Source organism: Pseudomonas protegens CHA0 (assembly GCF_000397205.1).
Classification (GTDB): domain Bacteria; phylum Pseudomonadota; class Gammaproteobacteria; order Pseudomonadales; family Pseudomonadaceae; genus Aquipseudomonas; species Aquipseudomonas protegens.
In genome coordinates this window covers 5,358,393-5,385,013 of record NC_021237.1, presented here as the reverse complement: position 1 = coordinate 5,385,013, position 26,621 = coordinate 5,358,393, and the positions used below count along the sequence as shown (strand labels likewise).

23 protein-coding genes and 1 pseudogene are annotated in these 26,621 nt (G+C 63.6%); 9 read left to right on the top strand and 15 right to left on the bottom strand.

Translation table 11 applies throughout. The annotated features are described in order from the left end of the window. Positions 1-63: 63 nt before the first annotated feature. The 4 genes from PFLCHA0_RS23880 to PFLCHA0_RS23865 all read right to left on the bottom strand — a co-directional run bounded on the left by PFLCHA0_RS23880 (position 64) and on the right by PFLCHA0_RS23865 (position 6,418). Positions 64-1,386, bottom strand: a complete 1,323-nt coding sequence (locus PFLCHA0_RS23880; RefSeq protein WP_011063058.1) for an MFS transporter — start codon at positions 1,384-1,386, stop codon at positions 64-66. A gap of 260 nt (positions 1,387-1,646) precedes the next feature. After that, entirely contained in the window at positions 1,647-2,981 is a 1,335-nt protein-coding gene (locus tag PFLCHA0_RS23875; RefSeq protein ID WP_011063057.1) for a sigma-54-dependent transcriptional regulator, read from the bottom strand. After that, positions 2,975-4,741, bottom strand: coding sequence for an ATP-binding protein (locus PFLCHA0_RS23870; protein ID WP_011063056.1), 1,767 nt, complete (start codon positions 4,739-4,741; stop codon positions 2,975-2,977). The genes PFLCHA0_RS23875 and PFLCHA0_RS23870 overlap by 7 nt, the downstream gene beginning before the upstream one ends. A gap of 153 nt (positions 4,742-4,894) precedes the next feature. Continuing rightward, a complete protein-coding gene (locus tag PFLCHA0_RS23865; RefSeq protein ID WP_011063055.1) occupies positions 4,895-6,418 on the bottom strand; it encodes a fumarate hydratase in 1,524 nt (507 codons plus the stop codon). 337 nt (positions 6,419-6,755) lie between these two features. On the opposite strand from PFLCHA0_RS23865, the gene PFLCHA0_RS23860 reads away from it, so the two are divergent. From PFLCHA0_RS23860 to PFLCHA0_RS23850, 3 genes are read left to right on the top strand one after another with little or no spacing between them, the layout of a single operon-like run. Beyond that, the gene (locus PFLCHA0_RS23860; protein WP_041752521.1) at positions 6,756-7,862 is read left to right on the top strand and encodes a GGDEF domain-containing protein; all 1,107 of its coding nucleotides are present in this window, start codon (positions 6,756-6,758) and stop codon (positions 7,860-7,862) included. Next, positions 7,855-8,793 (top strand): iron-sulfur-binding ferredoxin reductase, encoded by a 939-nt coding sequence (locus PFLCHA0_RS23855; RefSeq protein ID WP_011063053.1) that lies wholly within the window; start codon positions 7,855-7,857, stop codon positions 8,791-8,793. Before PFLCHA0_RS23860 ends, PFLCHA0_RS23855 begins: the two co-directional genes overlap by 8 nt. A gap of 28 nt (positions 8,794-8,821) precedes the next feature. After that, positions 8,822-9,571 carry an enoyl-CoA hydratase-related protein gene (locus PFLCHA0_RS23850; RefSeq protein WP_015636786.1) on the top strand — a complete coding sequence of 250 codons (750 nt, stop codon included), beginning with the start codon at positions 8,822-8,824 and terminating at the stop codon, positions 9,569-9,571. Positions 9,572-9,654: 83 nt separating this feature from the next. Here the strand turns inward: PFLCHA0_RS23850 and pyk are convergent, their stop codons facing one another. After that, positions 9,655-11,106: a pyruvate kinase gene (gene pyk, locus PFLCHA0_RS23845; protein ID WP_011063051.1), complete on the bottom strand. Its 1,452-nt coding sequence runs from the start codon at positions 11,104-11,106 to the stop codon at positions 9,655-9,657. A gap of 157 nt (positions 11,107-11,263) precedes the next feature. On the opposite strand from pyk, the gene PFLCHA0_RS23840 reads away from it, so the two are divergent. Together PFLCHA0_RS23840 and PFLCHA0_RS23835 are read left to right on the top strand one after the other, a co-directional pair. Continuing rightward, on the top strand, positions 11,264-11,638 hold the full coding sequence (locus tag PFLCHA0_RS23840) for a hypothetical protein (RefSeq protein WP_011063050.1): 375 nt from the start codon (positions 11,264-11,266) through the stop codon (positions 11,636-11,638). A gap of 218 nt (positions 11,639-11,856) precedes the next feature. Next, positions 11,857-12,216, top strand: coding sequence for a PilZ domain-containing protein (locus PFLCHA0_RS23835; RefSeq protein WP_011063049.1), 360 nt, complete (start codon positions 11,857-11,859; stop codon positions 12,214-12,216). A gap of 15 nt (positions 12,217-12,231) precedes the next feature. Here PFLCHA0_RS23835 and PFLCHA0_RS23830 read toward each other — a convergent pair whose 3' ends face one another. From PFLCHA0_RS23830 to PFLCHA0_RS23805, 6 genes are read right to left on the bottom strand one after another with little or no spacing between them, the layout of a single operon-like run. Further along, positions 12,232-13,563 carry a DUF58 domain-containing protein gene (locus PFLCHA0_RS23830; protein WP_011063048.1) on the bottom strand — a complete coding sequence of 444 codons (1,332 nt, stop codon included), beginning with the start codon at positions 13,561-13,563 and terminating at the stop codon, positions 12,232-12,234. A gap of 13 nt (positions 13,564-13,576) precedes the next feature. Beyond that, the gene (locus tag PFLCHA0_RS23825) at positions 13,577-14,602 is read right to left on the bottom strand and encodes an AAA family ATPase (RefSeq protein ID WP_015636785.1); all 1,026 of its coding nucleotides are present in this window, start codon (positions 14,600-14,602) and stop codon (positions 13,577-13,579) included. After that, a complete protein-coding gene (locus tag PFLCHA0_RS23820) occupies positions 14,599-15,762 on the bottom strand; it encodes a DUF4350 domain-containing protein (RefSeq protein WP_015636784.1) in 1,164 nt (387 codons plus the stop codon). The genes PFLCHA0_RS23825 and PFLCHA0_RS23820 overlap by 4 nt, the downstream gene beginning before the upstream one ends. Then, positions 15,759-17,309: a DUF4129 domain-containing protein gene (locus PFLCHA0_RS23815; protein ID WP_015636783.1), complete on the bottom strand. Its 1,551-nt coding sequence runs from the start codon at positions 17,307-17,309 to the stop codon at positions 15,759-15,761. Before PFLCHA0_RS23815 ends, PFLCHA0_RS23820 begins: the two co-directional genes overlap by 4 nt. Next, positions 17,296-18,276, bottom strand: a complete 981-nt coding sequence (locus tag PFLCHA0_RS23810) for a stage II sporulation protein M (protein WP_015636782.1) — start codon at positions 18,274-18,276, stop codon at positions 17,296-17,298. The genes PFLCHA0_RS23815 and PFLCHA0_RS23810 overlap by 14 nt, the downstream gene beginning before the upstream one ends. Beyond that, positions 18,273-18,998 (bottom strand): RDD family protein, encoded by a 726-nt coding sequence (locus PFLCHA0_RS23805; RefSeq protein ID WP_041752519.1) that lies wholly within the window; start codon positions 18,996-18,998, stop codon positions 18,273-18,275. The genes PFLCHA0_RS23810 and PFLCHA0_RS23805 overlap by 4 nt, the downstream gene beginning before the upstream one ends. Before the next feature lie 182 nt (positions 18,999-19,180). On the opposite strand from PFLCHA0_RS23805, the gene sbcB reads away from it, so the two are divergent. Next, entirely contained in the window at positions 19,181-20,608 is a 1,428-nt protein-coding gene (gene sbcB, locus PFLCHA0_RS23800; RefSeq protein ID WP_041752517.1) for an exodeoxyribonuclease I, read from the top strand. Between the two features lie 104 nt (positions 20,609-20,712). Here sbcB and mvaT read toward each other — a convergent pair whose 3' ends face one another. Next, the gene (mvaT, locus tag PFLCHA0_RS23795; RefSeq protein WP_011063041.1) at positions 20,713-21,087 is read right to left on the bottom strand and encodes a histone-like nucleoid-structuring protein MvaT; all 375 of its coding nucleotides are present in this window, start codon (positions 21,085-21,087) and stop codon (positions 20,713-20,715) included. Between the two features lie 346 nt (positions 21,088-21,433). Here mvaT and purU point away from each other — a divergent pair, with 346 nt between their 5' ends. After that, positions 21,434-22,282 carry a formyltetrahydrofolate deformylase gene (purU, locus tag PFLCHA0_RS23790; RefSeq protein ID WP_011063040.1) on the top strand — a complete coding sequence of 283 codons (849 nt, stop codon included), beginning with the start codon at positions 21,434-21,436 and terminating at the stop codon, positions 22,280-22,282. A gap of 69 nt (positions 22,283-22,351) precedes the next feature. Continuing rightward, complete coding sequence (locus tag PFLCHA0_RS23785) at positions 22,352-22,534, top strand: hypothetical protein (protein WP_011063039.1); 183 nt, start codon at positions 22,352-22,354, stop codon at positions 22,532-22,534. Positions 22,535-22,574: 40 nt separating this feature from the next. Here PFLCHA0_RS23785 and PFLCHA0_RS32430 read toward each other — a convergent pair whose 3' ends face one another. Further along, on the bottom strand, positions 22,575-23,339 hold the full coding sequence (locus tag PFLCHA0_RS32430; protein ID WP_370059447.1) for a methyl-accepting chemotaxis protein: 765 nt from the start codon (positions 23,337-23,339) through the stop codon (positions 22,575-22,577). A gap of 93 nt (positions 23,340-23,432) precedes the next feature. Continuing rightward, a pseudogene (locus PFLCHA0_RS32425) lies at positions 23,433-24,464 on the bottom strand (HAMP domain-containing protein); the annotation flags it as partial. A gap of 193 nt (positions 24,465-24,657) precedes the next feature. On the opposite strand from PFLCHA0_RS32425, the gene PFLCHA0_RS23775 reads away from it, so the two are divergent. Continuing rightward, entirely contained in the window at positions 24,658-26,145 is a 1,488-nt protein-coding gene (locus PFLCHA0_RS23775; RefSeq protein WP_015636778.1) for a helicase HerA-like domain-containing protein, read from the top strand. A gap of 14 nt (positions 26,146-26,159) precedes the next feature. Here PFLCHA0_RS23775 and PFLCHA0_RS23770 read toward each other — a convergent pair whose 3' ends face one another. Continuing rightward, positions 26,160-26,615: a DUF721 domain-containing protein gene (locus tag PFLCHA0_RS23770; protein WP_011063036.1), complete on the bottom strand. Its 456-nt coding sequence runs from the start codon at positions 26,613-26,615 to the stop codon at positions 26,160-26,162. Positions 26,616-26,621 lie beyond the last annotated feature (6 nt).

The following is a 26,621-nucleotide window of genomic DNA, read 5'->3' as shown; positions in this document are numbered from 1 at the left end:
CGGCGAAAGCTTCCCCACAGATTGCGAAAAGCGCCCGGGCCTTGCACCCGGGCGTTGTTGTTTTCAGTCAGTCTCGATCCGCGAATGCTTGCGGGTGTCTTTCATGGTCGCGTAGACCAGCAGCGAACAGGCGATGCAGGCGGTGACGTACCAGTAGTAGCCGGTTTCCATGCCGATGCTCTTGAACCACAGGGCGATGTATTCGGCGGTACCGCCGAAGATCGACACGGTCAGTGCGTACGGCAGGCCCACGCCCAGGGCGCGGATTTCCGTAGGGAACAGCTCGGCCTTGACCACCGCGTTGATCGAGGTGTAGCCGCTGACGATGATCAGCGCCGCCATGATCAGGAAGAACGCGCCCCACCAGGTCTGGATGGTGTGCAGGGTGGTGAGGATCGGCACGGTGAACAGGGTGCCGAGGATACCGAAGGCAATCAGGATCGGGCGCCGGCCAACCTTGTCCGAGAGAGCACCGATCACCGGTTGCAGGCACATGAACAGGAACAGCGTGGCGGCGGAAATGGTGGTGGAGTCGGAGATGCTCATGCCGACAGTGTTCACCAGGTATTTCTGCATGTAGGTGGTGTAGGTATAGAAGGCCAGGGTGCCGCCCATGGTCAGGCCGACCACGGTCATCAACTCCTTGGGATGACGCATCAGGGTGCGCATCAGGCTTTCCTTGGGCTTTTCCTTCTTCTTGGTGAAGGACTCGGTTTCTTCCATGCCGCGACGCAGGTACAGGGCTACCACGGCGCAGAGGGCACCGATGCCGAACGGAATCCGCCAGCCCCAGGACTGCAGTTCCTCGGTGGTCAGAATGTTCTGCAGCACGATCAGCACCGCCAGGGCGATGAGCTGGCCGGAGATCAGGGTCACGTACTGGAAGCTGGAGAAGAAGCCACGACGTTCCTTGGTCGCCATCTCGCTGAGGTAGGTGGCCGAGGTACCGTATTCACCGCCTACCGACAGGCCCTGCATCAGGCGCGCCAGCACCAGCAGGATGGGGGCGCCGACGCCGATGGTTTCGTAACCCGGGGTCAGGGCGATGATCAGCGAGCCGAAGCACATCAGCAGCACCGAGGCCATCAAGGCGGCCTTACGCCCTTTGCGGTCGGCATACAGCCCCATCAGCCAGCCACCGATCGGGCGCATCAGGAAGCCCACGGCGAAGATCGCGGCGGTGTTCAGCAGTTGGGCAGTGGTGTCGCCCTTGGGGAAGAAGACTTTGGCGAAGTACAGCGAGAAGGCGGCGTAGACGTACCAGTCGTACCACTCGACCATGTTGCCCACGGAACCGCTGAAGATCGACTTAAGGCGGCTGGCGGTGGTCTTTTCTGTGGCGGGCGCAGCCGCCGACCCGGCAGGCAGGGTATTAGAGATATCCATGAAGGACCCTTCTATTCATTGTTTTTGTGGAGTGCGCGCGAGCGCAGCCTGCTGGGGCTATAGCAGGACCTGTGCCAAGGGCGAGAAGCCCGGGCTAGAGGGGGGGAGGCGGGAGTGATGAGCGGAAATCCGCCTATCGGCACCTTGCGGGTAAGCGGGAAATTGCCGAAAGCGGCCGTGCCCCTGGGCATGTGGGCGAAGGCGTCGATGGGGGGCCGGGCTTGAGGGCTGATTCTCCGGCAAGCCGGGTCCTATAGGGGTTACTCCTCCTTGAGGAACTGTTCCCTGGTCAGTCCATGGCGCTGCATCTTTTCGTTAAGAGTCCGGCGGGGCAGTTGCAGCTCGTTGAGCACCGCCTTGATATCACCCTTGTGCCGGCTCAGGGCCGCGCGCAGGCATTGGGCCTCGAAGGCTTCCTGCTGCGCCGCCAGGGACTGGCCGGGTTCGATGGCGTCGGGTTCCGGCTCGCCCAGGCCCAGCACCTGGCGCTCGGCGGCGTTGGCCAGCTCGCGCACGTTGCCCGGCCAGTCGTGGCTGAGCAGGCGGCTCAGTTGCGCGCCGCTCAAGGGCGCGACGCTGCGCCCCAGGCGTTCCCCGGCATTCTGGGCAAAGTGCTCGTAGAGCAGTGGGATGTCCTCGCGGCGCTCGCGCAATGGTGGCAGGCGCAGTTCAGCCACGGTCAGGCGGTAGGCCAGGTCTTCACGGAAACGCCCGGCACGGGCCTCGTCCAGCAGGTCGGGCTTGGTGGCGGCGATGATCCGCAGGTCGACCTTGATGCTCTGGTTGGAACCCAGGCGTTCCAGCTTCTGCTCCTGCAACACCCGCAGCAGCTTGACCTGCTGGGCCAGGGGCATGCTTTCGATCTCGTCGAGAAACAGCGTGCCGCCGTCGGCGTATTCCAGCTTGCCGATGCGTTTGCCCTGGGCGCCGGTGAAGGCGCCGCTTTCATGGCCGAACAGCTCGGCCTCGAACAACTGCTCGGGGATCGCCGCGCAGTTCAGGGCGACGAAGGGCTTGCCGGCCCGCGGGCCGAAGTCGTGCAGGCAGCGGGCAATCAGTTCTTTGCCGCTGCCGGTCTCGCCGCGGATCAGCACGTTGACCGGCAGGGCTGCCAGTTCCAGTACCTGGCGGCGCAGGGTCTGCAAGGCCCTGGAGACCCCCAGCAAGGTGGCGTCGAGCTTGGCCCGGCTGTCGGCCTGTTGGTGCAGGCGGCGGTTTTCCAGGACCAGGCGGCGCTTGTCCAGGGCCCGGCGCAGGCTGCTGAGCAGGGTGTCGGGGCTGAAGGGTTTTTCCAGGAAGTCGTAGGCCCCGTCGCGCATGGCTTCCACCGCCATGGGCACATCGCCGTGGCCTGTGAGCAGGATGATCGGCAGGTCCGGGTCCAGGCGCTGGACCTGGGCCAGCAGTTCCAGGCCACTGATGCCGGGCATGCGCACATCACTGAGGATCACCCCGGGAAAGTTCTTCGGCAGTTGCGCCAGACAGTCCTCGGCCCGGCTGAACAGCTGGACCTCGAAGCCCGACAGGCTCAGCCACTGCTCGACGGCGGTACGGATGCTGGCTTCGTCGTCCACCACGATCACTGAGTTCAGCATTGGATATGGGCCTCCAGGTCGATGGGCAGGCTCAGGGTGAACACCGCCCCTTGCTCCTGGTTGGCCACGCTCAGGCGGCCACCCAGCTCGTGGACTATGGCATAGGACACCGCCAGCCCCAGCCCCAGGCCATCACCCACCGGTTTGGTGGTGAAGAATGGATCGAAGACGCTCAGCAAGTGTTCCTCGGCAATGCCGCCGCCGTTGTCGGCCACCCGCAGTTGCCAGAGCTGGTCTTCGGCTTCGAGACTGATCTCCAGGCGCTTGTGCGGTTTGTCCTGCATGGCGTCCAGGGCATTGCGCAGCAGGTTGATCAGCACCTGTTCCAGGCGGATGGCGTCGCCCCGGACCCAGGCTGGGCGGGTCAGTTGCAGCACCACTTCGACGTCTTCAGCACGCAGCCGGGCTTCCAGCAAGTGCAGCGACTGGTCCACCACAGCGGTCAGGTCCAGGCGTTCTCGCAGGCCACTGGGGCTCTTGCGGGCGAAGGTCTTGAGATGGCTGGTGAGGGCGGCCATGCGGGTCAGCATGTCGTCCAGTGGGCGCAGGGCTTTGTAGGCTTCGTCCACCCTGCCGTGATCCAGCAACAGCCTGAGGGTTGCCAGCTGCATGCGCTGGGTGGTCAGGGGCTGGTTGATTTCGTGGGCCAGGGCGGCGGACATCTGCCCCAGGGCCGCGAGCTTGGCCGATTGCACCAGGCCTTCCTGGGCGGTGCGCAGATCGCGGGTACGTTCCTCCACCAGTTGCTCCAGCTCCTGGCGATTGCGCTGGCGGACTTTCCCCAGGCGCCAGCGCTGGTTGAGGAACAGCAGCAGGAACACCAGGGTCAGCCAGGCACCGGCGGCGGCAAGCCCGGCATTGCGGGTTTCCTCGAAGGCATTCGGCGGTTTGCGCAGCAGGTGCAGGGTCCAGCCTTCGGCGGCCAACGGCAGGGACTCCCAGAGGTAGCTGGCGCGGCCCTCGGGGCCTTCGACCCGGGCCAGGCTGCTGTTGTCGTCAAAGCGTTGCAGCGTCTGGTGCTGCAGCGGGGTCAGGGGCTGTTTGTCGTACTGGCGGGTGAGCTTGATTTCTTCCAGGTCGTTGCTCGACAGCGGCTGCAAGTGCCGGTAGCGCCAGCCTGGCTGGTTGGCGATGAACACAATGCCCCGGGCATCGCTGACCAGCAGGGTGTCGTTGCCCTGGCTCCATTCATGTTCCAGCTCGGGGAATTCCAGCTTCACCACCATGGCCCCGAGGAAGTCCTGGTTGTCGGCCTTGACTGCGCTGGCCAGGAAATACCCCGGGATGCCGCTGGTCACGCCCACCGCGTAGAAGCGCCCGCTGCCCTGGCTGCGGGTCTGCTTGAAGTAGGGGCGAAAGCCGTAGTTGTGGCCCACGTAGCTGCTGGGCAGGCGCCAGTTGCTGGCGGCCACGGCCAGGCCCTCATGGTTCAGCAGCTCCAGGGTCGAGGAGCGGGCCGCGCCATTGATCTTTTCCAGCTTGCGGTTCAATGCGTCCTGGGTTTCGGTGGCCACCGGCCCCTGCAGCGCCGCGCGCAGTTCCGGGTCCAGGGCCAGGACCGCCGGCAGGGCGCGATAGCGTTCGATCAGGGTATGCAGCGAGTTGGCATACAGCCCCAACTGCTCATTGGCACGGGCGGCTTCCTCCACCAGCGTCTGCCGTTCTGCATGGCGCATGGCCAGGCCGGCGCTGAGCACGGTGCCAGCAAGAATCACCAGGATATAGAACGTCAAGCGGAGGGGGCGAGAGATCTGGGCCATGAGTCGGGGCAGGCTGCAATGGGGGCGGGAACGATAGCATGAGCGCCGGGGCTAACGTTGATCGCGGACAGTGTCGGGAAAGGGCGGTGCATAAAAAAAGCGGCGGGCCATTCAATGAACAGCACCGCCGCCTGGGCCGAACGGAGGAAGGGCTTACTGCACTTCTACCGCCAGGCTGTCACTGATCTTCTTCTGCCAGATGGCGGGACCTGTGATGTGCACCGACTCGCCCTTGCTGTCGACGGCGACGGTCACCGGCATGTCCTTGACCTCGAATTCGTAGATCGCTTCCATGCCCAGTTCGGCAAAGGCCAGGACCTTGGACTTCTTGATCGCCTGGGCTACCAGGTAGGCAGCACCGCCGACGGCCATCAGGTACACGGCCTTGTTGTCCTTGATCGCTTCGATCGCGGTCGGGCCGCGCTCGGACTTGCCGATCATGCCCAGCAGGCCGGTCTGCTCGAGGATCTGGCGGGTGAACTTGTCCATCCGCGTGGCGGTGGTCGGGCCAGCCGGGCCGACCACTTCGTCACCGACCGGATCGACCGGGCCGACGTAGTAGATGAAGCGACCCTTGAGGTCCACCGGCAGGGTTTCGCCTTTGTTCAGCATCTCGACCATGCGTTTGTGCGCAGCGTCGCGGCCGGTGAGCATCTTGCCGTTGAGCAGTACGGTTTCGCCCGGCTTCCAGCTTTGCACTTCTTCCGGGGTCAGGGTGTCGAGGTTGACCCGACGGGCCGACGGGCCGGCTTCCCAGACGATTTCCGGGTAGGCGTCCAGCGGTGGCGCTTCCAGGCTCGCCGGGCCGGAGCCATCCAGTACGAAGTGCGCGTGACGGGTGGCGGCGCAGTTGGGGATCATGCACACCGGCAGGGAAGCGGCGTGGGTCGGGTAGTCCATGATCTTCACGTCGAGCACGGTGGTCAGGCCACCGAGGCCCTGGGCGCCGATGCCCAGCTGGTTGACCTTCTCGAACAGCTCCAGGCGGATCTCTTCGATGCGGTTCTGCGGGCCACGGGCCTTGAGCTCGTGGATGTCGATGGATTCCATCAACACTTCCTTGGCCATCACTGCCGCTTTCTCGGCGGTGCCGCCGATACCGATGCCTAGCATGCCCGGTGGGCACCAGCCGGCGCCCATGGTCGGAACGGTCTTGAGTACCCAGTCGACGATCGAGTCGGACGGGTTGAGCATGGCCATCTTCGATTTGTTCTCGGAGCCGCCGCCCTTGGCCGCCACGTCCACTTCCACGGTGTTGCCCGGGACGATGGAGTAGTGGATCACCGCGGGGGTGTTGTCCTTGGTGTTTTTCCTGCTACCTGCCGGGTCGGCCAGGATGGAGGCGCGCAGGACGTTTTCCGGCAGGTTGTAGGCGCGACGCACGCCCTCGTTGATCATGTCGTCCAGGCTCATGGTGGCGCCGTCCCAGCGCACGTCCATGCCCACGCGCACGAATACCGTGACGATGCCGGTGTCCTGGCAGATCGGCCGGTGGCCGGTGGCACACATGCGCGAGTTGATCAGGATCTGCGCTATGGAATCACGGGCAGCCGGCGATTCTTCCCGCAGGTAGGCCTCGTGCATCGCCTGGATGAAGTCCACGGGGTGGTAGTAGGAAATGAACTGCAGGGCGTCGGCAACGCTCTGAATCAGGTCGTCTTGCTTGATCACGGTCATGAGTCGCGCTCCTCTAAAAGACGGGAACATTTAATAAGGTGCCTGCACTTGGGTGCATCGGTCGGATGCAGGCACCTTCTAAGGCACGCCGGACAGACAACTGGCGCGACGCTAAAAAGGCGCGGCAGTATACCTCGCCTGGGGGTTGGGTACACCCGCCGGCCGGGCCAACCAAAGTCGCCCATCGGATGGGCACTGTTCTTGCCTGAGTCGGCGCTGAAACCTGGCGACGGGGTTTTAAATTTGAATAGTCATTTGCCGGGCTCAGCACTAAAGTGGCAAGTGGCCTGCAGGGTAGGAAACTCTTTAAGCCTCCTTTCTCACGGTGAGTCAACGATTGACCCATAAAGCCATCCAGAGCCTGTTATTCAAGCGCTTCGCCATTGCCGCGGGCACTTACGCACTGATCCTGCTGCTGTTCTGGCTGGCCGTCGTCACGGGGCATTCCCGTGCTTCGAGCGGCAGCGCGCTGCTGGGCACTGGCCTGGTGCTGGCCAGCCAGGCGCTGCTGTGCTGGGTGTTCGTCAGCGGACGCAACCTGCAGTTCGCCGACCCCAGCCTGACCGAAGTCCAGGTGGTGCTGGGCATCGCCTGGCAGACCTGGCTGATGGCCCATCTGGATCAGGCCCGCGGGGTGTTCCTGGTGTTCTACCTGCTGCCGTTGCTGTTCGGCCTGTTTCACCTCTCCCGCCGGGCCTATCTGCGCAGCGCGGCGCTGATCTTCTTTTGCTTTGCCGCGGTCAACCTGTGGGACGGCTATCGCCTGCTCCTCGGTGATCCGCAACTGGCCGCACTGCAGGTCTGCGTGCTGCTGGTGATGCTGGTGTGGATGTGCCTGTATGCCGCCTATGTCCAGGCTTCGCGCTCACGCATGCGCCAGCGGCGCTTTGCCTTGCAGGCCCATCAGGACACGCTGCGAGGCATGATGCGACAGCTGGAGGACCTGGTAGCCACCGATGAACTGACCGGCCTGTTCAACCGCCGGCATTTCCTGCGCATTGCCAGCCGCGAGCTGCAAGCCATGGATCAGGAGCAAGTGCATGGGCTGGCGCTGATCGACCTGGATCATTTCAAGCGCATCAACGATCTCCACGGCCATGCTGCCGGCGACCAGGTACTGCAGGCCTTCGCCGCGGTGGCCACGGCTTGCCTGCGCGATGGTGACGTATTGGCCCGTTACGGTGGCGAGGAATTCGTGGTACTGCTGCCCGAGTGTGACGCCGAGCGCCTGACCTCCTGCTGCGAGCGTTTGCGCCTGGCGTTCACCGAAGTGCAACTGGTGGGCCTTAACGTACGAGACCTGAGCCTGTCGGCGGGGATGACCCTGCTGCGGGCCGGCGACGATCTGGACCATGCCCTGCAACGCGCCGATCAGGCGCTGTATCGGGCCAAACGCGACGGTCGCAATCGTTGCTCTGCAGCCTGGGAAAACCTCGATGCCTGAATTGACCGTTGGCAGCCGGTGCTGGCCGGTGGCGCCTGGAAGCAACCTGCTGGATGCCCTGAATCAGGCTGGCGTGACGGTGCCCTACAGTTGCCGCGCCGGTAGTTGCCATGCCTGCCTGGTGCATTGTGTCCAGGGCTTGCCCAGCGATAGCCGGCCGGATGCCTTGAGCGACGAACAGCGCCGGCTCGGCTGGCGCCTGGCTTGCCAGTGCCAGGTGGTGGAGGACCTGCACGTCGAGACCTTCGACCCTGTGCGTGATGGCCTGCCTGCGACGGTGAGCGGCCTGGACTGGTTGTCGAGCTCGGTCCTGCGCCTGCGCCTGCAGCCGCAGCGGCCCTTGCGTTACCGCGCCGGCCAGCATCTGGTGCTGTGGGCCGCCGGCCAGATCGCCCGGCCTTATTCCCTGGCCAGCCTGCCGGAAGACGACCGCTTTCTGGAGTTCCACCTGGATTGCCGGCATCCGGGCCAGTTCAGCGATGCGGCGCGCCAGTTGCAATTGGGCGACCCGATGCGCCTGGGGGAGTTGCGGGGCGGCGCCTTGCACTACGATCCGGACTGGCAGCAGCGCCCACTCTGGCTACTGGCCGCGGGAACCGGCCTGGCGCCGCTGTTCGGCATACTGCGCGAGGCCTTGCGCCAGGATCACCAGGGCCCTATCCGTATCATTCACCTGGCCCATGACAGCAGTGAGCATTACCTGGCCAAACCCCTGGCGGCCCTGGCGGCGAACCGGGCCCAGCTGTCCGTCGAGCTGTGGACCGGGGCCGAGCTGACAGCCGCTTTGGCGCAACTGCGGCTTGTTTCCCGGCAAACCCAGGCCTTACTCTGCGGTCACCCTGACAGTGTCGAAGCCTTCGCCCGGCGCCTGTACCTGGCGGGGCTGCCGCGCAATCAACTGCTGGCCGATGTGTTCCTGCCCCGCGGTTGAGCGCTGATTCTTCCAGAGCGAGATCCCCATGACCGATGCCATCGAGTTGCAACGTGAGGGCGGGCTGCTGACCCTGCGCCTGAACCGTCCCGACAAGAAAAACGCCTTGACCCGCGCCATGTACGCTCGCCTGGCCGACGCCCTGAGCGAGGCCGATGGCGATCCCGAGATCAACGCCGTGATGATCTGCGGCAGCAGCGAATGCTTTACCGCCGGCAATGACATCGCCGACTTCCTCCAGCAACCGCCCCGGGACCTCGACAGCCCGGTGTTTCGCTTCATGCGCAGCCTTGTGCAATGTCGCAAGCCGGTGGTGGCCGCAGTGGCCGGCGCGGCAGTAGGCATCGGCACCACGATGCTGCTGCATTGCGATCTGGTCTATGTCAGTCGCGATGCACGGCTGCGCATGCCGTTCGTCAACCTGGGGCTGTGCCCGGAATTTGGTTCGAGCCTGATCCTGCCGCGCTTGCTGGGGCAGGCCAAGGCGGCGGAGTTGCTGTTGCTGGGCGAAGGCTTCAGTGGCGAACAGGCCGCCGCCTGGGGGATTGCCAGCGCCGCCCTGGGGGATGGTGTGGCCACCTTGGCCAAGGCCCGGGAGGCGGCCTTGCGTTTCAGCCAGTTGGCGCCCGAAGCGGTGCAGGTGAGCAAGCGCCTGATGAAGGCGCCGGGCCGCGAGCAACTGCGCCAGGTCATTGAGCAAGAGGGCGTGGAATTCACCCGGCGCCTGCAGTCCCCGGAAGCCATCGCCGCGTTGTCCGGGTTTCTCAGCAAGGGCTGAGACCCTGGAAAGCGGTTTCACGCGGGCATGAAAAAGCCCCGGTGTTTTCGGCACCGGGGCTTTTTGTTCAGCAAGGCGAAGACTCAGACCATCGGGTCGCCCACGTGCAGGATCTTCATGCCGTTGGTGCCGCCGGTGGTGTGGTAGCTGTCGCCCTTGGTGAGAATCACCCAGTCGCCTTTCTCTACGACACCGCGCTTGAGCAGCTCATCGATCGCTGCCTGGCTGACCTGCTCGGGCGGCAGGGAAGCCGGGTCGAACGGGATGGTGTAGACGCCACGGAACATGGCTGCGCGAGCCTGGGTTTCGCGGTGCGGGGAGTAGGCGTAGATCGGCACCGAGGAGCGGATGCGCGACATGATCAGCGGGGTGTAGCCACTTTCGGTCAGGGCGATGATCGCCTTCACGCCCGGGAAGTGGTTGGCGGTGTACATGGCAGCCAGGGCGATGCTCTGGTCGCAGCTTTCGAACACCTTGCCCATGCGGTGGCTGGAGGTCTTGCTGGTGGGGTGCTTTTCCGCACCGACGCAGATCCGCGCCATGGCCTGCACCGCTTCCAGCGGGTAGGCACCGGCGGCGCTTTCCGCCGAGAGCATCACCGCATCGGTGTAGTCGAGCACGGCGTTGGCCACGTCGGACACTTCGGCGCGGGTCGGCATCGGGTTCTGGATCATCGACTCCATCATCTGGGTCGCAACGATCACCGCCTTGTTGTGGCGACGGGCGTGCAGAATGATTTTCTTCTGGATGCCCACCAGCTCGGCGTCGCCGATTTCCACGCCCAGGTCGCCACGGGCAACCATGACCGCGTCGCTGGCCTTGATCAGGCCGTCGAGGGTTTCGTCGTCGGCCACCGCTTCGGCGCGTTCGATCTTCGCTACCAGCCAGGCAGTACCACCGGCTTCGTCACGCAGCTTGCGCGCGTATTCCATGTCGGCGGCGTCCCGTGGGAAGGACACGGCCAGGTAATCGACTTCCATCTCGGCCGCGAGCTTGATATCGGCCTTGTCTTTCTCGGTCAGGGCCGGAGCGGTCAGGCCACCACCACGACGGTTGATGCCCTTGTGGTCGGACAGCGGGCCGCCGATGGTCACCACGCAATGCAATTCGGTGGCGGTGGCGGTTTCCACACGCATCACCACGCGGCCGTCGTCCAGCAGCAGCTCGTCGCCCACACCGCAGTCCTTGACCAGATCCGGGTAGTCGATGCCGACGATATCCTGGGTGCCTTCGGTCAGCGGATGGCTGGTGGAGAAGGTGAACTTGTCACCGATCTTCAGCTCGATGCGCTTGTTGGCGAATTTGGCGATGCGGATCTTCGGGCCCTGCAGGTCGCCGAGGATGGCCACGAAGCGGCCGTGCTTGGCTGCCAGGTCGCGGACCAGTTTGGCGCGAGCCTTGTGCTCGTCCGGAGTGCCGTGGGAGAAGTTCAGACGGGCAACATCCAGGCCCGCGAGAATCAGCTGTTCGAGAACTTCCGGCGAGTTACTGGCCGGGCCAAGGGTGGCAACGATTTTGGTACGACGAACGGACATGCACGGACTCCTGAGTTCAAGCGCAACGAGAGGCTACTATGCTCCGAAGTTGTAGTCATTGTTCGTTTGCACTACTTATTGCTTTGTTTGTTTACCGCAACAACCTTGAAGATTTTTGCCGATGAGTCGATACACTGCACAAGACAGGAGATACCCCATGCGATTCGTACTCATTGCTGCCCTGGCCGTCAGTGTTGTCGGCTGTACCCGCTGGTCCATGGACCATCATTTGAATAACGCCTACCGCGCTTATGACCGCGGCAACTGCGAGAGCGTGATGCTCGAGTTGAGCCAGGTCGACCGTGACAGCCGTGCCCGTCGCTATATCCAGCCGGAAGTGTCGATGCTGCGCGGGCAATGCCTGGAGCGCCAGAAGTTGTTCGTCGATGCCGCGCAGACCTACCAGTTCATCATTACCCAGTACCCCACCAGCGAGTACGCGTTTCGCGCCCGGGCTCGCCTGGATACCCTGCAACAGTTGGGGCACTACCCGGCAAATGGCGCCGCTCAAGTTCGTCGCACGGCGTTGTAAAAGAGATTCACTAGGGGGCGGTGTAATTGCCCCTCGTGCTTGAGCTAACATCTGCACAGGCTGTTCGAAAACTGCCCCGGCCCGGCTGGTGGCAGTGGCGTTGGAATCCTTCTGGCAGTCTTCCTCGCGCATCGAATCCGGGAGGGCGGGCCGATTCAGGGCCTGTTCCGAAGCACTAGTGCGGTCATGCTTAATGACCTTTCATAGCGATACCCAGCATGTTCATGGAACCTCGGATCGAGCGGCACCAACTGCCGTCCTTTTTAAAAGTATTCAATCGTTTCACCGACAAGCCGGTGGGTTTCCTTGGCAACCTGTCGGCCGACGGGCTGATGCTGATCAGCCAGTTGCCGATGCTGATCGGTGCCGAATTCGACTTGCGGGTGAAAGTCCCCGGCGGTGACGGCCAGGTGCAGTTCATCGACTTCAGCGCCTGCTGCCTCTGGTGCCATGAGGACCTGACGCCGCACCACTACGACAGCGGTTTCAGCCTGTTGCGGGCCGGTGCGGAGTTTGTCGAGCTGGAGCAGGCGTTGCGTCATTACTTCAGCTTTCACCCGTTGCAGACCTCGGCCTGAGGCGCTCGGCAGCAGCTACAGGCTGCCGGCTTTCTTCCAGCTCAGATAGCGGCTGACCAGTTCGGCCCCCAGTTCTCCCGGGCGGGCGTCGAGCAGGGCGACGCCGTGGGCGCTCAGGCGTTCGTGCAGCTCGGCGCGGCTGTTCAGGTAGTTCACCGTCGCGCTGTAGGCCAGGGCTTCGGGCAGGGTTTGCACCGGGCTCTGGCGCAACTGGTCGAGCACCTCTTCGCGCAGGCTGGCCACCAGCACCCGATGCTGGCGGCCGATGCGCTTGACCGCCGTCAGCAGTTCCTGGTCATCCTCGTCCCGCAGGTTGGTAATCAGCACCACCAGTGCCCGGCGTTTCTGCCGCGCCAGCAGCTCGCTGGCGGCGGCCTGGTAATCGGCGGGGCGCTGGCTGGTGTCCAGGTCGTAGACGCCATTGAGCAGCACGCTCAACTGGGCCGAGCCCTTGACCGGTGCAAGGTAGCGCGAGCGTTCCCCGGCAAAGCTGTACAGGCCCACCGCATCGCCCTGGCGCAGGGCGACATAGCTCAGCAGCAGGCAGGCATTGAGGGCGTGGTCGAAGTGCGCCAGCTCGCCATCCTGGCTGCGCATGCGGCGCCCGCAGTCGAGCATGAAGATGATCTGCTGGTCGCGTTCGTCCTGGTACTCCCGGACGATGGGCGCGCGTTGGCGGGCCGTGGCCTTCCAATCGATCTGCCGCAGGCTGTCGCCTTCGCGAAACTCCCGCAGTTGGTTGAACTCCAGGCCCAGGCCGCGGCGTTGTCGCTGGCGCACACCGAGTTGGCTGAGCCAGTTGTCCACCGCCAGCAATTGCGCGCCGTAGAGCCGGGCGAAGTCCGGGTAGACCCGGGTGCTGTCGTGCACCTTGAGCAGGCGCCTGGCGCTCCATAATCCGAGAGGGCTGGGCAGGCTGACTTCGCACTGGTCGAAATTGAAGTGGCCGCGCTGCAGTGGGCGCACGTTATAGCCGATCCGGCTGACCTGCCCCGGCTCCAGGCGCGTGGACTGCGGCAGGTGCTCGAAGCCCAGGCCCTGGGGCGGGTGGTCGAACAGTTGCACATCCAGTGGTTGCCGGTAGTCGTGCAGGATCTCCAGTTGCACCTCGCTCCAGCGGCCCAGGGGCAGGCTGCCGGGTAGCTGGCGCTGGATCTGCGGCGAGGCCACGCGCAGCAGGCGCAGGGCGTCCAGCAATGCCAGCAGCAACAACGCCAGCAGCAGGCCCCAGGCAATCGAGTCCAGGCGCGGCAGGGCCTCGCTGCCCAGGGCGCGGGCGGCGCCGAGCAGGGTGTACAGGCCGGTCAAAGTACCCAGCCAGATCAACAGCAGACGGGTCGGCTTCATTGGCGTGGGCGGCTCACAGGCGCGGTGCCGGAATCTGTTCGAGCATCTGCTTGAGCACCTGTTCCACCGACAGGCCTTCGATGTCCAGCTCCGGGGCGACCCGTACTCGATGCCGCAGCACGGCCATGGCGCAGCCCTTTATGTCATCGGGAATCACGAATTCGCCGCCACGCAGCAGGGCCCGGGCACGAGCGCCGCGTACCAGGGCAATGGAGGCGCGGGGGCCGGCGCCCAGGGTCAGGCCTGGCCAACTGCGGGTGGCCCGGGCCAGGCGCACGGCATAATCGAGCACCTGCTCGTCCAGGGGCAGTTCGCTGGCGATGCGCTGCAGGGCCAGTACGTCCTTGGCCTGGAGTACGGTGCGCAGAGGCTGTACGTCGAGCATGTCGGCGCGGGTCGAGCGCGTCACCTGGCGGACCATGGTCAGTTCTTGTTCGGCATCCGGGTAGTCCATGCGCAGCTTGAGCATGAAGCGATCCAGCTCGGCCTCCGGCAGCGGGTAGGTGCCTTCCTGTTCGATGGGGTTCTGGGTAGCCAGGACCATGAACGGCTGGGCGATGGGCAGCGCTCGGCCTTCGAGGGTGACCTGACGTTCCTGCATGGCTTCCAGCAGGGCGGCCTGGGTCTTGGCCGGCGCGCGGTTGATCTCGTCCGCCAGCAGCAGGTTGGTGAACAGCGGGCCCTTGCGCAGCTTGAACTGCTCGGTCTGCAGGTCGTATACCGCATGCCCGGTGACGTCGCTGGGCATCAGGTCGGGGGTGAACTGGATGCGCGCGAACTCGCCGCCAAAGCAGCGGGCCAGGGCTCGTACCAGCAGGGTCTTGCCGAGCCCGGGTACGCCTTCGAGCAGCACATGGCCGCCAGCGATCAGGGCGGTCAGCACATCATCGATGACCGCTTCCTGGCCGATCACCGCCTTCTGCAGTTCCAGGCGCACCGCCTGAGCCAGCTGGCTGGCCCGCTGGCGCTGCTGGGCAGCATGGACCTGAGGCTGTGGAGCCTCGGAAGGCTCGGGGAATTCGATCGGTTGTTCGCTCATAGGGCATTCCTGAGAGTTTGCAGGCGGGCGACCTGGTGGCTGAAATCAACGCTGGAAAGGCGCTGTCCGGACAAGGGTTGCAGGGCCTGTCGAATGGCCTCGACAGGTTGTTGGCTGAGCAGGGCCAGCACGTCCCACTGGGCCTCGGCCGGCAATTGCTCGAAGCCCGGGTGACGGCGCCGTGCACGGCGCCGGATATCCAGTTGCAGGGCCTGCAGCAACGCACCCTGGCCAGCATGGCGCAGCAGGAAGTCGGCACTGGCCCGCAGGTGTTCACGCAGTTGGCGCCGCGCCTTGGGGGCTGGAGCCAGCAACGGCCCGTGGCGCATGCCGGCCTGCCAGAGCCACAGGCCGAGCAGCAGGGCCAGGGCTACCAGCGCCTGGGGGAAATAGCGCCAGAGCAACTGCCAGAGGTCCGGGTGATCGGTATTGAACAGCAGCGTCACAGCGCTATCGGTATTGAGGTACCACAGCAGCCAGGCGTTGTCGTACAGGCCGATGGCGGGGGCTTTCCAGATATCGGCATCGGTGAGCACGATGACCGCGCCCTTGCCGTATTCAAGCTGGATCATGTGGGTCGCCACGCCGCTGTTGGCCCAGGACTGCGCCAGGCTTTGCGGGTCGTCCAGGTGGAAGTCGGTGTCGAAACTGATGTAGGCCGGAGCCTGTTCGTCTTCCAGGTAGACCTTGGTCAGCTTCGGATAGGCATCGTCGGCTTCCGGCTCCGGTGGCTCGTCAAGGTCCTGGCTGAGCTGCTGGTGGATCTGCACCCGGTCCAGCAGCAGGTCGCCGCTCTTCTGGCTGTCCTCGTCCCACAGGGCCTCGGCGACGAAGAGCAGGCGGCCGCCGGCGCGGGCCCACTCCAGGAGCTGGTCGACCTGGGGCGGGCTCATGTTCGAGCGCTCCCCCAGCAGCAACAGGCTGTTGCCGGCCGGGGGCAAGCTGGCCAGGACGTCCAGGCCATTGGCGTGTTGCACCTTGAGGCCACGTTCACGCAGGAACATCTCGGCCGCCAGGTAGGGGTTGGCCCGGGCCTCGGGGGAGGGGCCGTGATCGACCAATTCCTGATAGGGCGTGGCATGGCGATACAGGTAATAGCCGCCGGCCCCGAGGACCAGAGCCAGGAGCAGGACCAGGCCGCCCCACAGGTAGCGCTTCATGGCTGTGCTCCGGGGCCGAACAGGCTGCGCCAGGCGCCGCACAGTTGTGGTTGCAGGTCGGCGCCGGGTACCTGATGACCGTACGCCATGTTCTGCCAGTGGCGGGTCAGGCTGATGCTGAAAGCCTCCAATTGTGGCTGCTGCAGCGCCTTGATGCGCTCCAGCACCTGGCCTTCGGTATCGGCCACGCTGAGGGGCAGGTGGAAGTCTTCCAGCAAGCGACTGAGCAGCGCCCGGTACAGCAGGCCCAGGGCCTCCCGGGGCTGGCTGGCCCAGAGTTCAGCGGCGCGGGCAGCGACATCGGCGGGCAGGGTTTCGCTGCTGACTTCCAGCCCGAACAACTGCTGGGGCATGGCCGCGGGGCGTTTCTTGCGCGGCAGCGGACGACGGCTGACGAAGGCCTGCAGCCAATCGCGGTAGCGCCAGATCAGCCAGCCCAGAGCCGCCAGCAGCAACCCCCAGAGCAGAATCTCCAGGCCCTTGGCGACCCCGCCGAAACTGTCCTTGCCGAGGCTTTCCAGCAGGTTCTTGAGCCAGCCTGGAGGCTTGCCCTTGGCGTCCTTCTTCTGGGTTTGCTCGTCACCGAAACGGTAGCGAGTGACCGACTCCTGGTTCTTGAAGGGGGGCTTGTCCAGGATGGCCTGGATGCTGTCCCAGGAGGCCTTGCTGGTCAGCGGTTGCTGCAGCAGCCGCGGGGTCTCGGGGCCGGCCGCGGAACTGCTGGGGGCTGCGGCCCAGAGCGGTTGGGTCGGTGCCAGGAGCAGCAGGCCGGCGAGCAAGAGCAGCGTGCTGGCACCGGTCAGGCGCTGGCGCAGGCGACGGAATACCAGCTCGATGTCCCAGGCCTCCAGCTCGGTGCGTCGGTTCAGGTACAGGCTGAAACCGCAGGCCACGTAGATCGGCTCCCAGATCACCAGGACCAGGGCGTAGAAGACGTTGGTCAGGTGTTCCAGCCACAGCCAGTCCTGTTGGGCGGCGATCATCAGGCTCTGCCAGCTCCAGTCCACTTCGACCTGTTGTGGCAGCAGCAGGTAGAACAGCACCATCAGGCCAATCCACAGGGCGCCTTCCAGGTGCATGCCAATCAGGGTCAGCCAGCGCGCGGCACCGGCATTTTTCTGTAGCAGCACCGCCAGGCGTTGTTGCCGGGCGTCGGCGCTCAGGCCTTCAAGTTGTACCACCGGCAGGGTGAAGCTGCGGCTCATGCTGAAGCGGCGCCAGGTCAGGCTGGCCAGCAGTTGCGGCTTGAGCAGGCGAGGCCATTGTTTCAGCGCTTGCCCCAGGCTGGGTGTTTCGCCGAACAGGGCTTTAGACAGAATAAACAGCGGCAGGCGTTCGAAGGCCGGCTTCAGCCACCAGAACAGCAGGATCGCCAGCGACGGCGATTCCCAGAGCAGCAGGCTCAGCAGGGCGAACACTGGCAGGCTGACGATGGCCCAACTGGTCATCAGCAAGCGCCGATGACGCTGGCTCAGTAGTACGCCCAGGTCCATGGCCTCCCAGGCGCTGCGGGGGCGGATCACCACGCTGGCATCACTCAGGCGCATGGGATTCACGTCCGGCCAGGGTCAGGTAGGCCGCCACCAGGCCCCAAAGGGCACTGCCGACGCTGTATTTGACCCAGGCGGCCGGCCAGGTCATGGAGGACCAGTAGGCTTCGACAAAGGCGGCGATCAGCAAGAAGCCGATGACGCCGTAGATCAGTTGCACGCTGACGCGCGCGGCTTGCAGCAGGGCTTCGCCGCGGGTCAGGCGGCCCGGCGCGATCAACGCCCAGCCAAGCTTCAGCCCGGCGGCGCCAGACAGGGCAATGGCGCTGAGTTCAAAGGCGCCGTGGCCGATCACGAACGGCCAGAAGGTCTGGCCGAAGCCGATCTGGGTCAGGTGGCCGGCAATGGCGCCGATCATCAGGCCGTTGAAAAACAGGAAGAACACACTGCCCACGCCGAACAGCAGGCCGCTGGCAAAGGTCTGAAAGGCGATCCCGATGTTGTGCATGATGTAGTAGCCGAACATCACCCAGTCTTCGCTCGAGGCCCGTTCGGCGGCCCGCCCCAGGCGCCCGGCGGTAGGGTCGTACATGCTCTGCATCTCGCTGACTTGCTGCGGGCTCACCAGGCTGTAGATCAGATCGGGAAACAGGTACACCAGCACCCCGATGGCCAGCAGGCTGCCGAAGAACAGCAGGCTGGCCAGCAGCACCAGGCGCCACTCCTGACGCACCAGGCGGGGGAAACCGGCCAGCACGAAACTCAATAGATTGGCCCCGAAGGCGCTGCGCTGTCGGTACAGCTGCTGGTGGCCGCGCAGGGCCAGTTGTTGCAGCGGATCGATCAGGTAGCTGCTGTAGCCGCGTTCTTCGGCCAGGGCCAGGTGCTGGCACAGGCGCCGGTAGTCCTGGACGAAGCTCTGGCATTCCTCGGCTTTGGCCCGGCCATGTTCCAGACGCTCGAGCAATTGCTCGAACTGTTGCCATTGCGCCTGGTGGCGGTGTTCGAAAAGGCTTTGTTTCATGGGGTTCCCAGGAAGCCGCGGGCAATGCCATTGAGTTCGGCCGTGGCCTGGGCACTGGGTACATGCAGCGGTTGTGCGAGGATGCCGGCCAGTTCCCGGGTACGTTCGGCCGACAGCTGGCCCTGGCGCTCGGCAAAGCCGAGGATCGCCCGTTGCTCATTCAGGCTCAGGGCGAAGGGCGCGCTGCGGGGGACGGCTGGCGGCAGTTCGGGGCGTTTGACCGGCTGCTCGCGGTAGATCACCAGGGTGCCGGCGGCCAGATCGCCGAGGCGTTTGAAGGTCGGGTGCTGCAGGCAACTGATGGCGCCGAGGAAATAGCCGAAAGGCAGCATGTCGGCAAAGCGCAGCAGGTTGCGGGTCAGGGAGGCACTCCAGCCAATCGGGGTGCCGTCGTCCTGCACCACTCGCAGCCCCATCAGTTGCTTGCCGGGGGAGCGGCCCTGGTTCAGCACCTCGAACAGCACCATGTACCACCAACTGATGAGGAACAGCAGGATGGAGCCGAGGCCGACGCCGACTTCGTCGAAAAAGCCCAGGATGATGAACAGCAGGCCCAGCACCAGCCCGCGGATGCCCAGGTCGAGACTGAAGGCCAGGGTGCGCACCAGCAACCCCGCAGGCCGCAGCGGCAGGTCGATGCCCTCGGGGGTTTCGACCTGGTAGCGCGTATCCAGTGGCGGGTGCAGCGATGCGTTCCTTGGCGTTGCTGTCGTCTCAAGCATGGGTAACTTATCGGCTTGGTCTGGTAAAAAATCCAGCGCCGATGCTAGCAGTGTCTGAGGGGCAAACGACATCATTAACTACGAATTCGCCAAGTCCAATGCCTTTGCCCCGGTTCGTGCGGCTGGCCCTGACGGCGCCTGAACGCCTAGACTGCGGCGGTCTTTCAGTTCAGGAACAGGCCGTGACTTCCCTCTTTTGGTACGACTACGAAACCACCGGCATCAATCCGCGTTGTGATCGCCCGTTGCAAGTGGCCGGTATCCGCACCGACCTGGCACTCAACGAGATCGACGAGCCGGTCAACCTCTACTGCCAGCCCAGCGACGATATCCTGCCCCATCCGATGGCTTGCATGATCACTGGCATCACCCCTGGCCGTCTGGCCGAACAAGGCCTGGGGGAGGCGGATTTCATGACCCGGGTGCACGAGCAACTGGCGCGCCCCGGGACCTGCGGCGTGGGCTACAACACCCTGCGTTTCGACGATGAGATGACCCGCTACAGCCTGTATCGCAATTTCTTCGACCCCTACGCCCGGGAGTGGCAGGGCGGCAACAGCCGTTGGGACCTGATCGACGTGGTGCGCACGGCTTATGCGTTGCGCCCCCAGGGGATCGTCTGGCCCGAGGAACAGGGGCAGGTAAGCCTCAAGCTGGAGCGCCTGACCGCAGCCAACGGCATCGATCACGGGCAGGCCCATGACGCGCTGTCCGATGTCCGGGCGACCATCGCGCTGGCGCGATTGGTTCGCGACAAACAGCCCAGACTCTATGACTGGCTGTTCCAGTTGCGCAGCAAGCAGCGGGTGATGGATCAGGTCCGCCTGTTGCAACCCATGGTGCACATCTCCGGGCGCTTTTCTGCGGCGCGCCACTACATCGGCGTGATCCTGCCCCTGGCCTGGCATCCACGCAATCGCAATGCCTTGATTGTCTGCGACCTGCACCTGGACCCTCAGGGGCTGCTGGAGTTGGACGCCGAAACCCTGCGCCAGCGTTTGTACACGCGCCGGGAAGATCTGCTCGAAGGCGAGTTGCCGGTGCCGTTGAAACTCATCCATATCAATCGCTGCCCGGTCGTGGCGCCATTGAGTGTTCTGCGCAGTGAAGATCAACAGCGGCTGCACTTGGACATGGAGCTATATCAGCGTCGGGCTGTGGCCTTGAGCGAAGCTCAAGAAGTTTGGCGGGATAAACTTTCGGTGATTTATGGCCCGGATGAATTTGCCGCAAGCGATGATCCGGAGCAACAGTTGTACGACGGTTTTATTGCTGACCGTGACCGGCGTTTGTGTGAGCAAGTACGTGAGGCTGATCCGTTGCACTTGGCCCAGCAACAATGGCCATTCGATGATGAGCGCTTGCCGGAATTACTCTTTCGCTACCGTGCCCGCAACTTTCCAGAAACATTGAACAAAGCCGAGCAAGAACGTTGGCTGGTTTTTTGTCAGCAGCGTTTGCTAGATCCGCAACTCGGTGCGCCCAATACCCTGGAAAGTTTCCGGCAAGGGCTTGAGCAATCGCTGTTAAGTGCGGACCCGGTGCAGCGTCAGGTTCTGGATCAATGGCAGGACTATGTGCAGGCTCTGACTCGGCGCCTGGCTCTTTGAGCAGCGGCCCCGCTTCTTGAGCGGGTTGCCAGGGCATAAAAAAACGCCAGCATGCTGGCGTTTTCTCTGTAGGGCTGCAAAGCCCGGGCGCTCAACGGCGAGGCTTAGCCCAGCAGGGTGGCCCAGCCTTCTACCACGTCGCCGCCCCACTTGGCTTTCCACTCTTTCAGAGTCTTGTGGTTGCCACCTTTGGTTTCGATGACTTCGCCGTTGTGCGGGTTCTTGTACTGTTTAACTTTACGGGCGCGCTTGGTGCCGGTGGTTTTAACCGCGGCGCGAGGTGCTTTAACTTTCGAGTCCGGATCCAGCAGGGCGATGATGTCGCGCAGGGATTTGGAGTACTCGCCCATCAGGCTGCGCAGTTTGCCTTCGAACTCCAGTTCGGCTTTCAGTTTGTCGTCTTGGGACAGGTTCTTCAAACGCGCTTGCAGTTCTTTGATGGCTTCTTCAGTGGCACGGTATTCGTTGATCAGGGACATGAGGACTACCTTATTGAGCGCTGAGTGGCTGGGTGACAGTGTCGCAATAATAGTCAGGGAGTTTGAGCAAGTAAACATAATACCGCTGTTTTATTCGTCTCTCTTAGTGTGTTTAGGCGTAAAAGACATTTCGCTATTTAATAGGTTGATGCATTCGGGCCGGTTATTCACAAACTAGTTAAGCACTATTTACAAGTGCCATTACGGCGCCAGGAGTAGCGGCCGCTAAGCCGGGCCGGAGCGGCCCTTGGTGATCTACCCGGGGCGCTGGATGCAATGAATACTGCAGTTTTGTCGCGCAATCGCTAGAATGGCGACCTTTGCGAAGTTCTGGAGTTTCCCCCCCATGCGCACCTTTCGGTTGGTGATTTCTTGCCCTGACCGCGTTGGCATCGTTGCCAAAGTCAGTAACTTTCTAGCCTCCCACAACGGTTGGATCACCGAAGCGAGCCACCACTCGGACAATCTCAGTGGCTGGTTTTTCATGCGCCACGAGATTCGTGCCGATTCACTGCCCTTTGGCCTGGAGGCTTTTCGCGAGGCCTTTGCGCCGATCGCCGAAGAGTTCTCGATGGACTGGCGCATTACCGATACCGCCGAGAAAAAGCGCGTGGTACTGATGGCCAGCCGCGAATCCCACTGCCTGGCCGACTTGCTGCACCGCTGGCACAGCGATGAGCTGGATTGCCAGATCGCCTGCGTGATTTCCAACCACGATGATCTGCGCAGCATGGTCGAGTGGCACGGCATTCCTTATTACCACGTGCCGGTCAACCCGCAGGACAAGGAGCCGGCCTTCGCCGAGGTGTCGCGCCTGGTCAAGCAGCACGACGCCGAAGTGGTGGTGCTGGCGCGCTACATGCAGATCCTGCCGCCGGAGCTGTGCAGCGAGTACGCGCACAAGGTGATCAACATCCACCACAGCTTCCTGCCATCCTTTGTCGGTGCCAAGCCTTACCATCAGGCCTCGCTGCGCGGTGTGAAGCTGATCGGCGCAACCTGCCACTACGTTACCGAGGAACTGGACGCCGGTCCTATCATCGAGCAGGACGTGGTACGGGTCAGCCACAGCGACAGCATCGAGGACATGGTGCGTTTCGGTCGTGACGTGGAGAAAATGGTCCTGGCCCGCGGCCTGCGCTATCACCTGGAAGACCGTGTGCTGGTGCACGGCAACAAGACTGTGGTGTTCTGATTGAAAAAAAAACCAGGCGCGGGGGTTCAATACCCCGCTCCTGGTTTTGCACATCACGAGGTCAGCCCGATGACCGATCCACTGGATAAAGCCACGTCCAAGGCACCCGCCACCCTCGGCGAAGGTTGCCTGAGCCGTTATGACCCCGATGAGTTGAGCCCTGACGACGGCACCGATTTTCCCGATGCCGCGCAGTTGTGGGAGCAATTGCAGCAGGAACCCCAGGCGCCATCCCGGCCCAAGCCTGCTTGAGCCTGCCGCCGGCTAGCCGGCGACAGGGCGTTGGGCGCTTTCAGATCCTGAAACTGCCCACCAGTTGCTTCAAGCGTGCTGCCTGCTGCTCCAGATCGGAGCAGGCCCGCAAGGTGGCCTGGAGGTTTTCCACGCCTTCCTGATTCAGCGTATTGATCTCGGTAATGTCCATATTGATGGACTCCACCACCGAGGTCTGCTCTTCGGTCGCCGTGGCCACCGACTGGTTCATGCCGTCAATCTCGCCTATGCGCTGGGTCACGCTGTTGAGTCGTTCCCCGGCCTGGTTGGCGATTTCCACGCTGTCCTGGCTGTGGCGCTGGCTGTTGCTCATGGTGCTCACCGATTCGCGGGCGCCCACTTGCAGCTCCTCGATCATGCCCTGCACTTGCTGCGCCGACTCCTGGGTGCGGTGCGCCAGGTTGCGCACTTCATCGGCAACCACGGCAAAGCCGCGTCCTGCCTCGCCGGCCCGGGCCGCTTCGATGGCCGCGTTGAGGGCCAGCAGGTTGGTCTGCTGGGAAATGCTGGTGATCACTTCGAGGATCTGCCCGATGTTCACGGTCTTGCTGTTGAGGGTTTCGATGTTGCTGCTGGAGGCGCTGATCATGTCCGACAGTTGGTTCATCGCCTGGATGCTGCGATCCACCACTTGCTGGCCGTCTTCGGCGAGGTTGCGCGCATCGCTGGCCTGTTGCGAAGCCTGGGCGGCATTGCGGGCGATTTCCTGGGCGGCGGCCCCGAGCTGATTGATGGCGGCGGCCACGCTGTTGGTGCGGCTGGCCTGCTCGTCGGAGTTGAGCATCGACGAGTTGGAGGCGCTGACCACGCGCAGGGCGACTTCGTTGACGTGCTCGGTGGCCGAGGACACTTCGCGGATCGAGCCGTGGATGCGTTCGACGAAACGGTTGAAGGCGGTGCCGAGGATGCCGAACTCGTCCTGGTTATGGATGTTCAGGCGTCGAGTCAGGTCGCCTTCGCCATCGGCGATGTCCTGCATGGCCCGGGTCATCACGTGCAGCGGCTGCATCAGCAGGCGGATCAGCAGGCCCAGCAGGGCAATGGTCAGGGCCACGGCCGTCAGGGTGGCGATGATCGCCGAGGTGCGGAACTCGCTGAGCATGGCGAAAGCCTTGTCCTTGTCCACGGACAGGCCGATGTACCAGTTCACCGAGGACAGGCCCTTGATCTGGGTGAAGGTGACAATGCGCGGCTTGCCATCGACAGTGATCTCGCTGAGTTCACTGCTGATCTTGGGGGTGTCCTGGGGGTAGACGTCCTTGAGGGTCTTCATCACCAGGTTCTTGTCCGGGTGCACCAGGATCTTGCCGTCGGCGCTGATCAGGAAGGCGTAGCCCATGCCGTCGAAGTCCAGGGCATTGATGCTGTCGGTGATTACTTGCAGGCTCAGGTCGCCGCCGACCACACCGATCCTCTGGCCGGCCTTGATCACGCTGTCGACGATGGAGATCACCAACTGGCCGGACGCTAGGTCGATATAGGGTTCGGTCAGGGCCGAGCCGCTGCTGCTCTCGGCACTCTTGTACCAGGGGCGGGCGCGAGGATCGTAGCCATCCGGCATCTTGCTGTTGGGACGGATGATGAAGGTGCCGTCATTGTTGCCCAGGTAGGCCCCCATGAAGGTCGAGCTGACGGATTTCTGTTCCAGCAGGTTGCTGACATTCGCAGGGTCCGTGTTGAGGGCCACCGACTGGGAGATGTTCTCGATCAGCAGGGCGCGACCGGCGAGCCAGGTCTGAATATTTTTTGCCGTGACGTCGCCCATTTCCTGAAGATAGTTGTCCAGATCATCACGAATGGCGTTGCGTTGCAGGTAATCGTTGTAGAGCGTGAATAGTGCAAATGCAGCTATGACGATCAGCGAGGCGGCAAGCAGGATCTTGTGGCTGAAGCGCAGATTTTTGTTCATGGCTTGGGGTGTCCGCTAAGGTCTTTGAGTCCAGGGCATCGGGTTGGAAAAACGCACAGAAGGGCGGTGTTATAAGTAAGCTGATATCTCCATCTATCCCACGGGAATTACCTGACCTTTATTTCAGATACTTCTGATCCATCATTTATTCATATCGACCGTGTAAGGCCAAAGATTAACCAGGGGTGACAAAATGCCTGACTCATCGCAACTCGTAATCGGTGCCGGCCTCGATGGCCTGCCGATCGCCCAGGCCATGCGCCTGGCCAACCGCCACGGTCTGGTGGCGGGCGCCACGGGCACCGGCAAGACCGTCACCCTGCAGCGCCTGGCAGAAGCCTTCAGTGATGCCGGGGTGGCAGTATTTGCCGCAGACATCAAAGGCGACCTCTGTGGGCTGGGTGCTGCGGGCAACCCCCAGGGCAAGGTTGCCGAGCGGATCGCCGGCATGCCCTGGCTCAAGCATCAACCACAGGCCTATCCGGTGACCCTGTGGGATATCCATGGGCAAAGCGGTCATCCTCTGCGCACCACCCTGAGCGAAATGGGCCCGCTGCTGCTGGGCAGTTTGCTGGAACTCACCGACAGCCAGCAGTCGGCGCTCTATGCGGCGTTCAAGGTCGCTGATCGCGAAGGCCTGTTGCTGCTCGACCTGAAGGACCTCAAGGCGTTGCTCAACCACCTCAAGGACAACCCGCAGCTGCTCGGGGACGATGCTGCGTTGATGACTACCGGCTCCAGCCAGGCGCTGTTGCGGCGCCTGGCGACCCTGGAGCAGCAGGGCGCCGAAGCATTGTTCGGTGAGCCGGCGTTGCAGCTGGAGGACATTCTGCAGCCGGCCGCCGATGGTCGTGGGCGGATTCATCTGCTCGATGCCAGCCGCCTCGTGCATGAGGCGCCGAAAGTCTATGCGACCTTCCTTTTATGGCTGCTGGCCGAGCTGTTCGAGCAACTGCCGGAGCGGGGCGATGCGGACAAGCCGCTGCTTGCGCTGTTCTTCGACGAAGCGCACCTGCTGTTCGCCGGTACTCCCAAGGCCTTGCAGGACCGGCTGGAGCAGGTGGTGCGGCTGATTCGCTCCAAAGGTGTGGGGGTGTATTTCGTTACCCAGTCGCCCGGGGACCTGCCGGACAATGTCCTGGCTCAATTGGGATTGCGTATCCAGCATGGCTTGCGGGCCTTTACTGCCAAGGAACAGAAGTCCCTGCGCGCCGTGGCGGATGGTTTCCGTCCCAACCCCGCCTTCGATGCGCTGGCGGTACTGACCGAGCTGGGCATCGGCGAAGCGCTGGTGGGCACCTTGCAGGACAAGGGCACGCCAGAAATGGTCAAGCGGGTACTGGTGGCGCCGCCGCAGTCGCGGATCGGGCCGCTGACCGAGGCCGAGCGCCAGGCCCTGATCGCCAGTTCGCCGCTGCTGGGGCGCTATGACAAACCGATCGACCGCGAATCAGCCTATGAAGTGTTGCTGGGGCGCAAGGAGTTGGCACCGCAGGATCAGCAGCCTTCTGGCAAAGCAGCGGCTGAAGAGCCCAGCCTGGCCGACCGGGCGGGTGAGTTCCTTGGCACGGCTGCCGGGCAGGCATTGAAGTCGGCCATGCGCCAGGCGGCTAATCAATTGGGACGGCAACTGGTGCGGGGCTTGATGGGTTCCCTGCTCGGCGGCAGCAAGCGGCGCTGAAGTACAGGCTTGAGTCAGCCCCGCGGTTTGGCGTGGCTGGCCAGGCGCTCCAGGGCCGCGCGCAGGTTGGGATCGGTGATGCCCTCTGCGGTGGCCTGGATGGTTTCAGCGGCGTTGTTCGACAGGTCCATGGTGTGTCCCGCGGCCCCTTGCTGGACCGTCGGCGGCTGGACCTTGAACAGGATGCGCGTCAGGTTGCTGAACTCGTTGAACTCCAGCAATTGACGTTGCAGGCGCTTTTGCTGATAGCGCAGGCGCGTTGCCCAGTGCCCGTCGGTGACGATCAGCAGCAGGCTGCCTTCACGCCAGGAAGCAACGTGGCAATGTTCGCGAGCGGCCGGCTGCAGCTGGCTTTCCAGCAGGCGCTGCAGATGTGCCAGGCGCTGGGCGTGGCCGAGTATGGCTTTCAGAGGCTTGGCTTCGCGAAGAAGAACGGCGGGAGCGCGTGCCGTAAGGGGGCGAAATGCCATGATCAG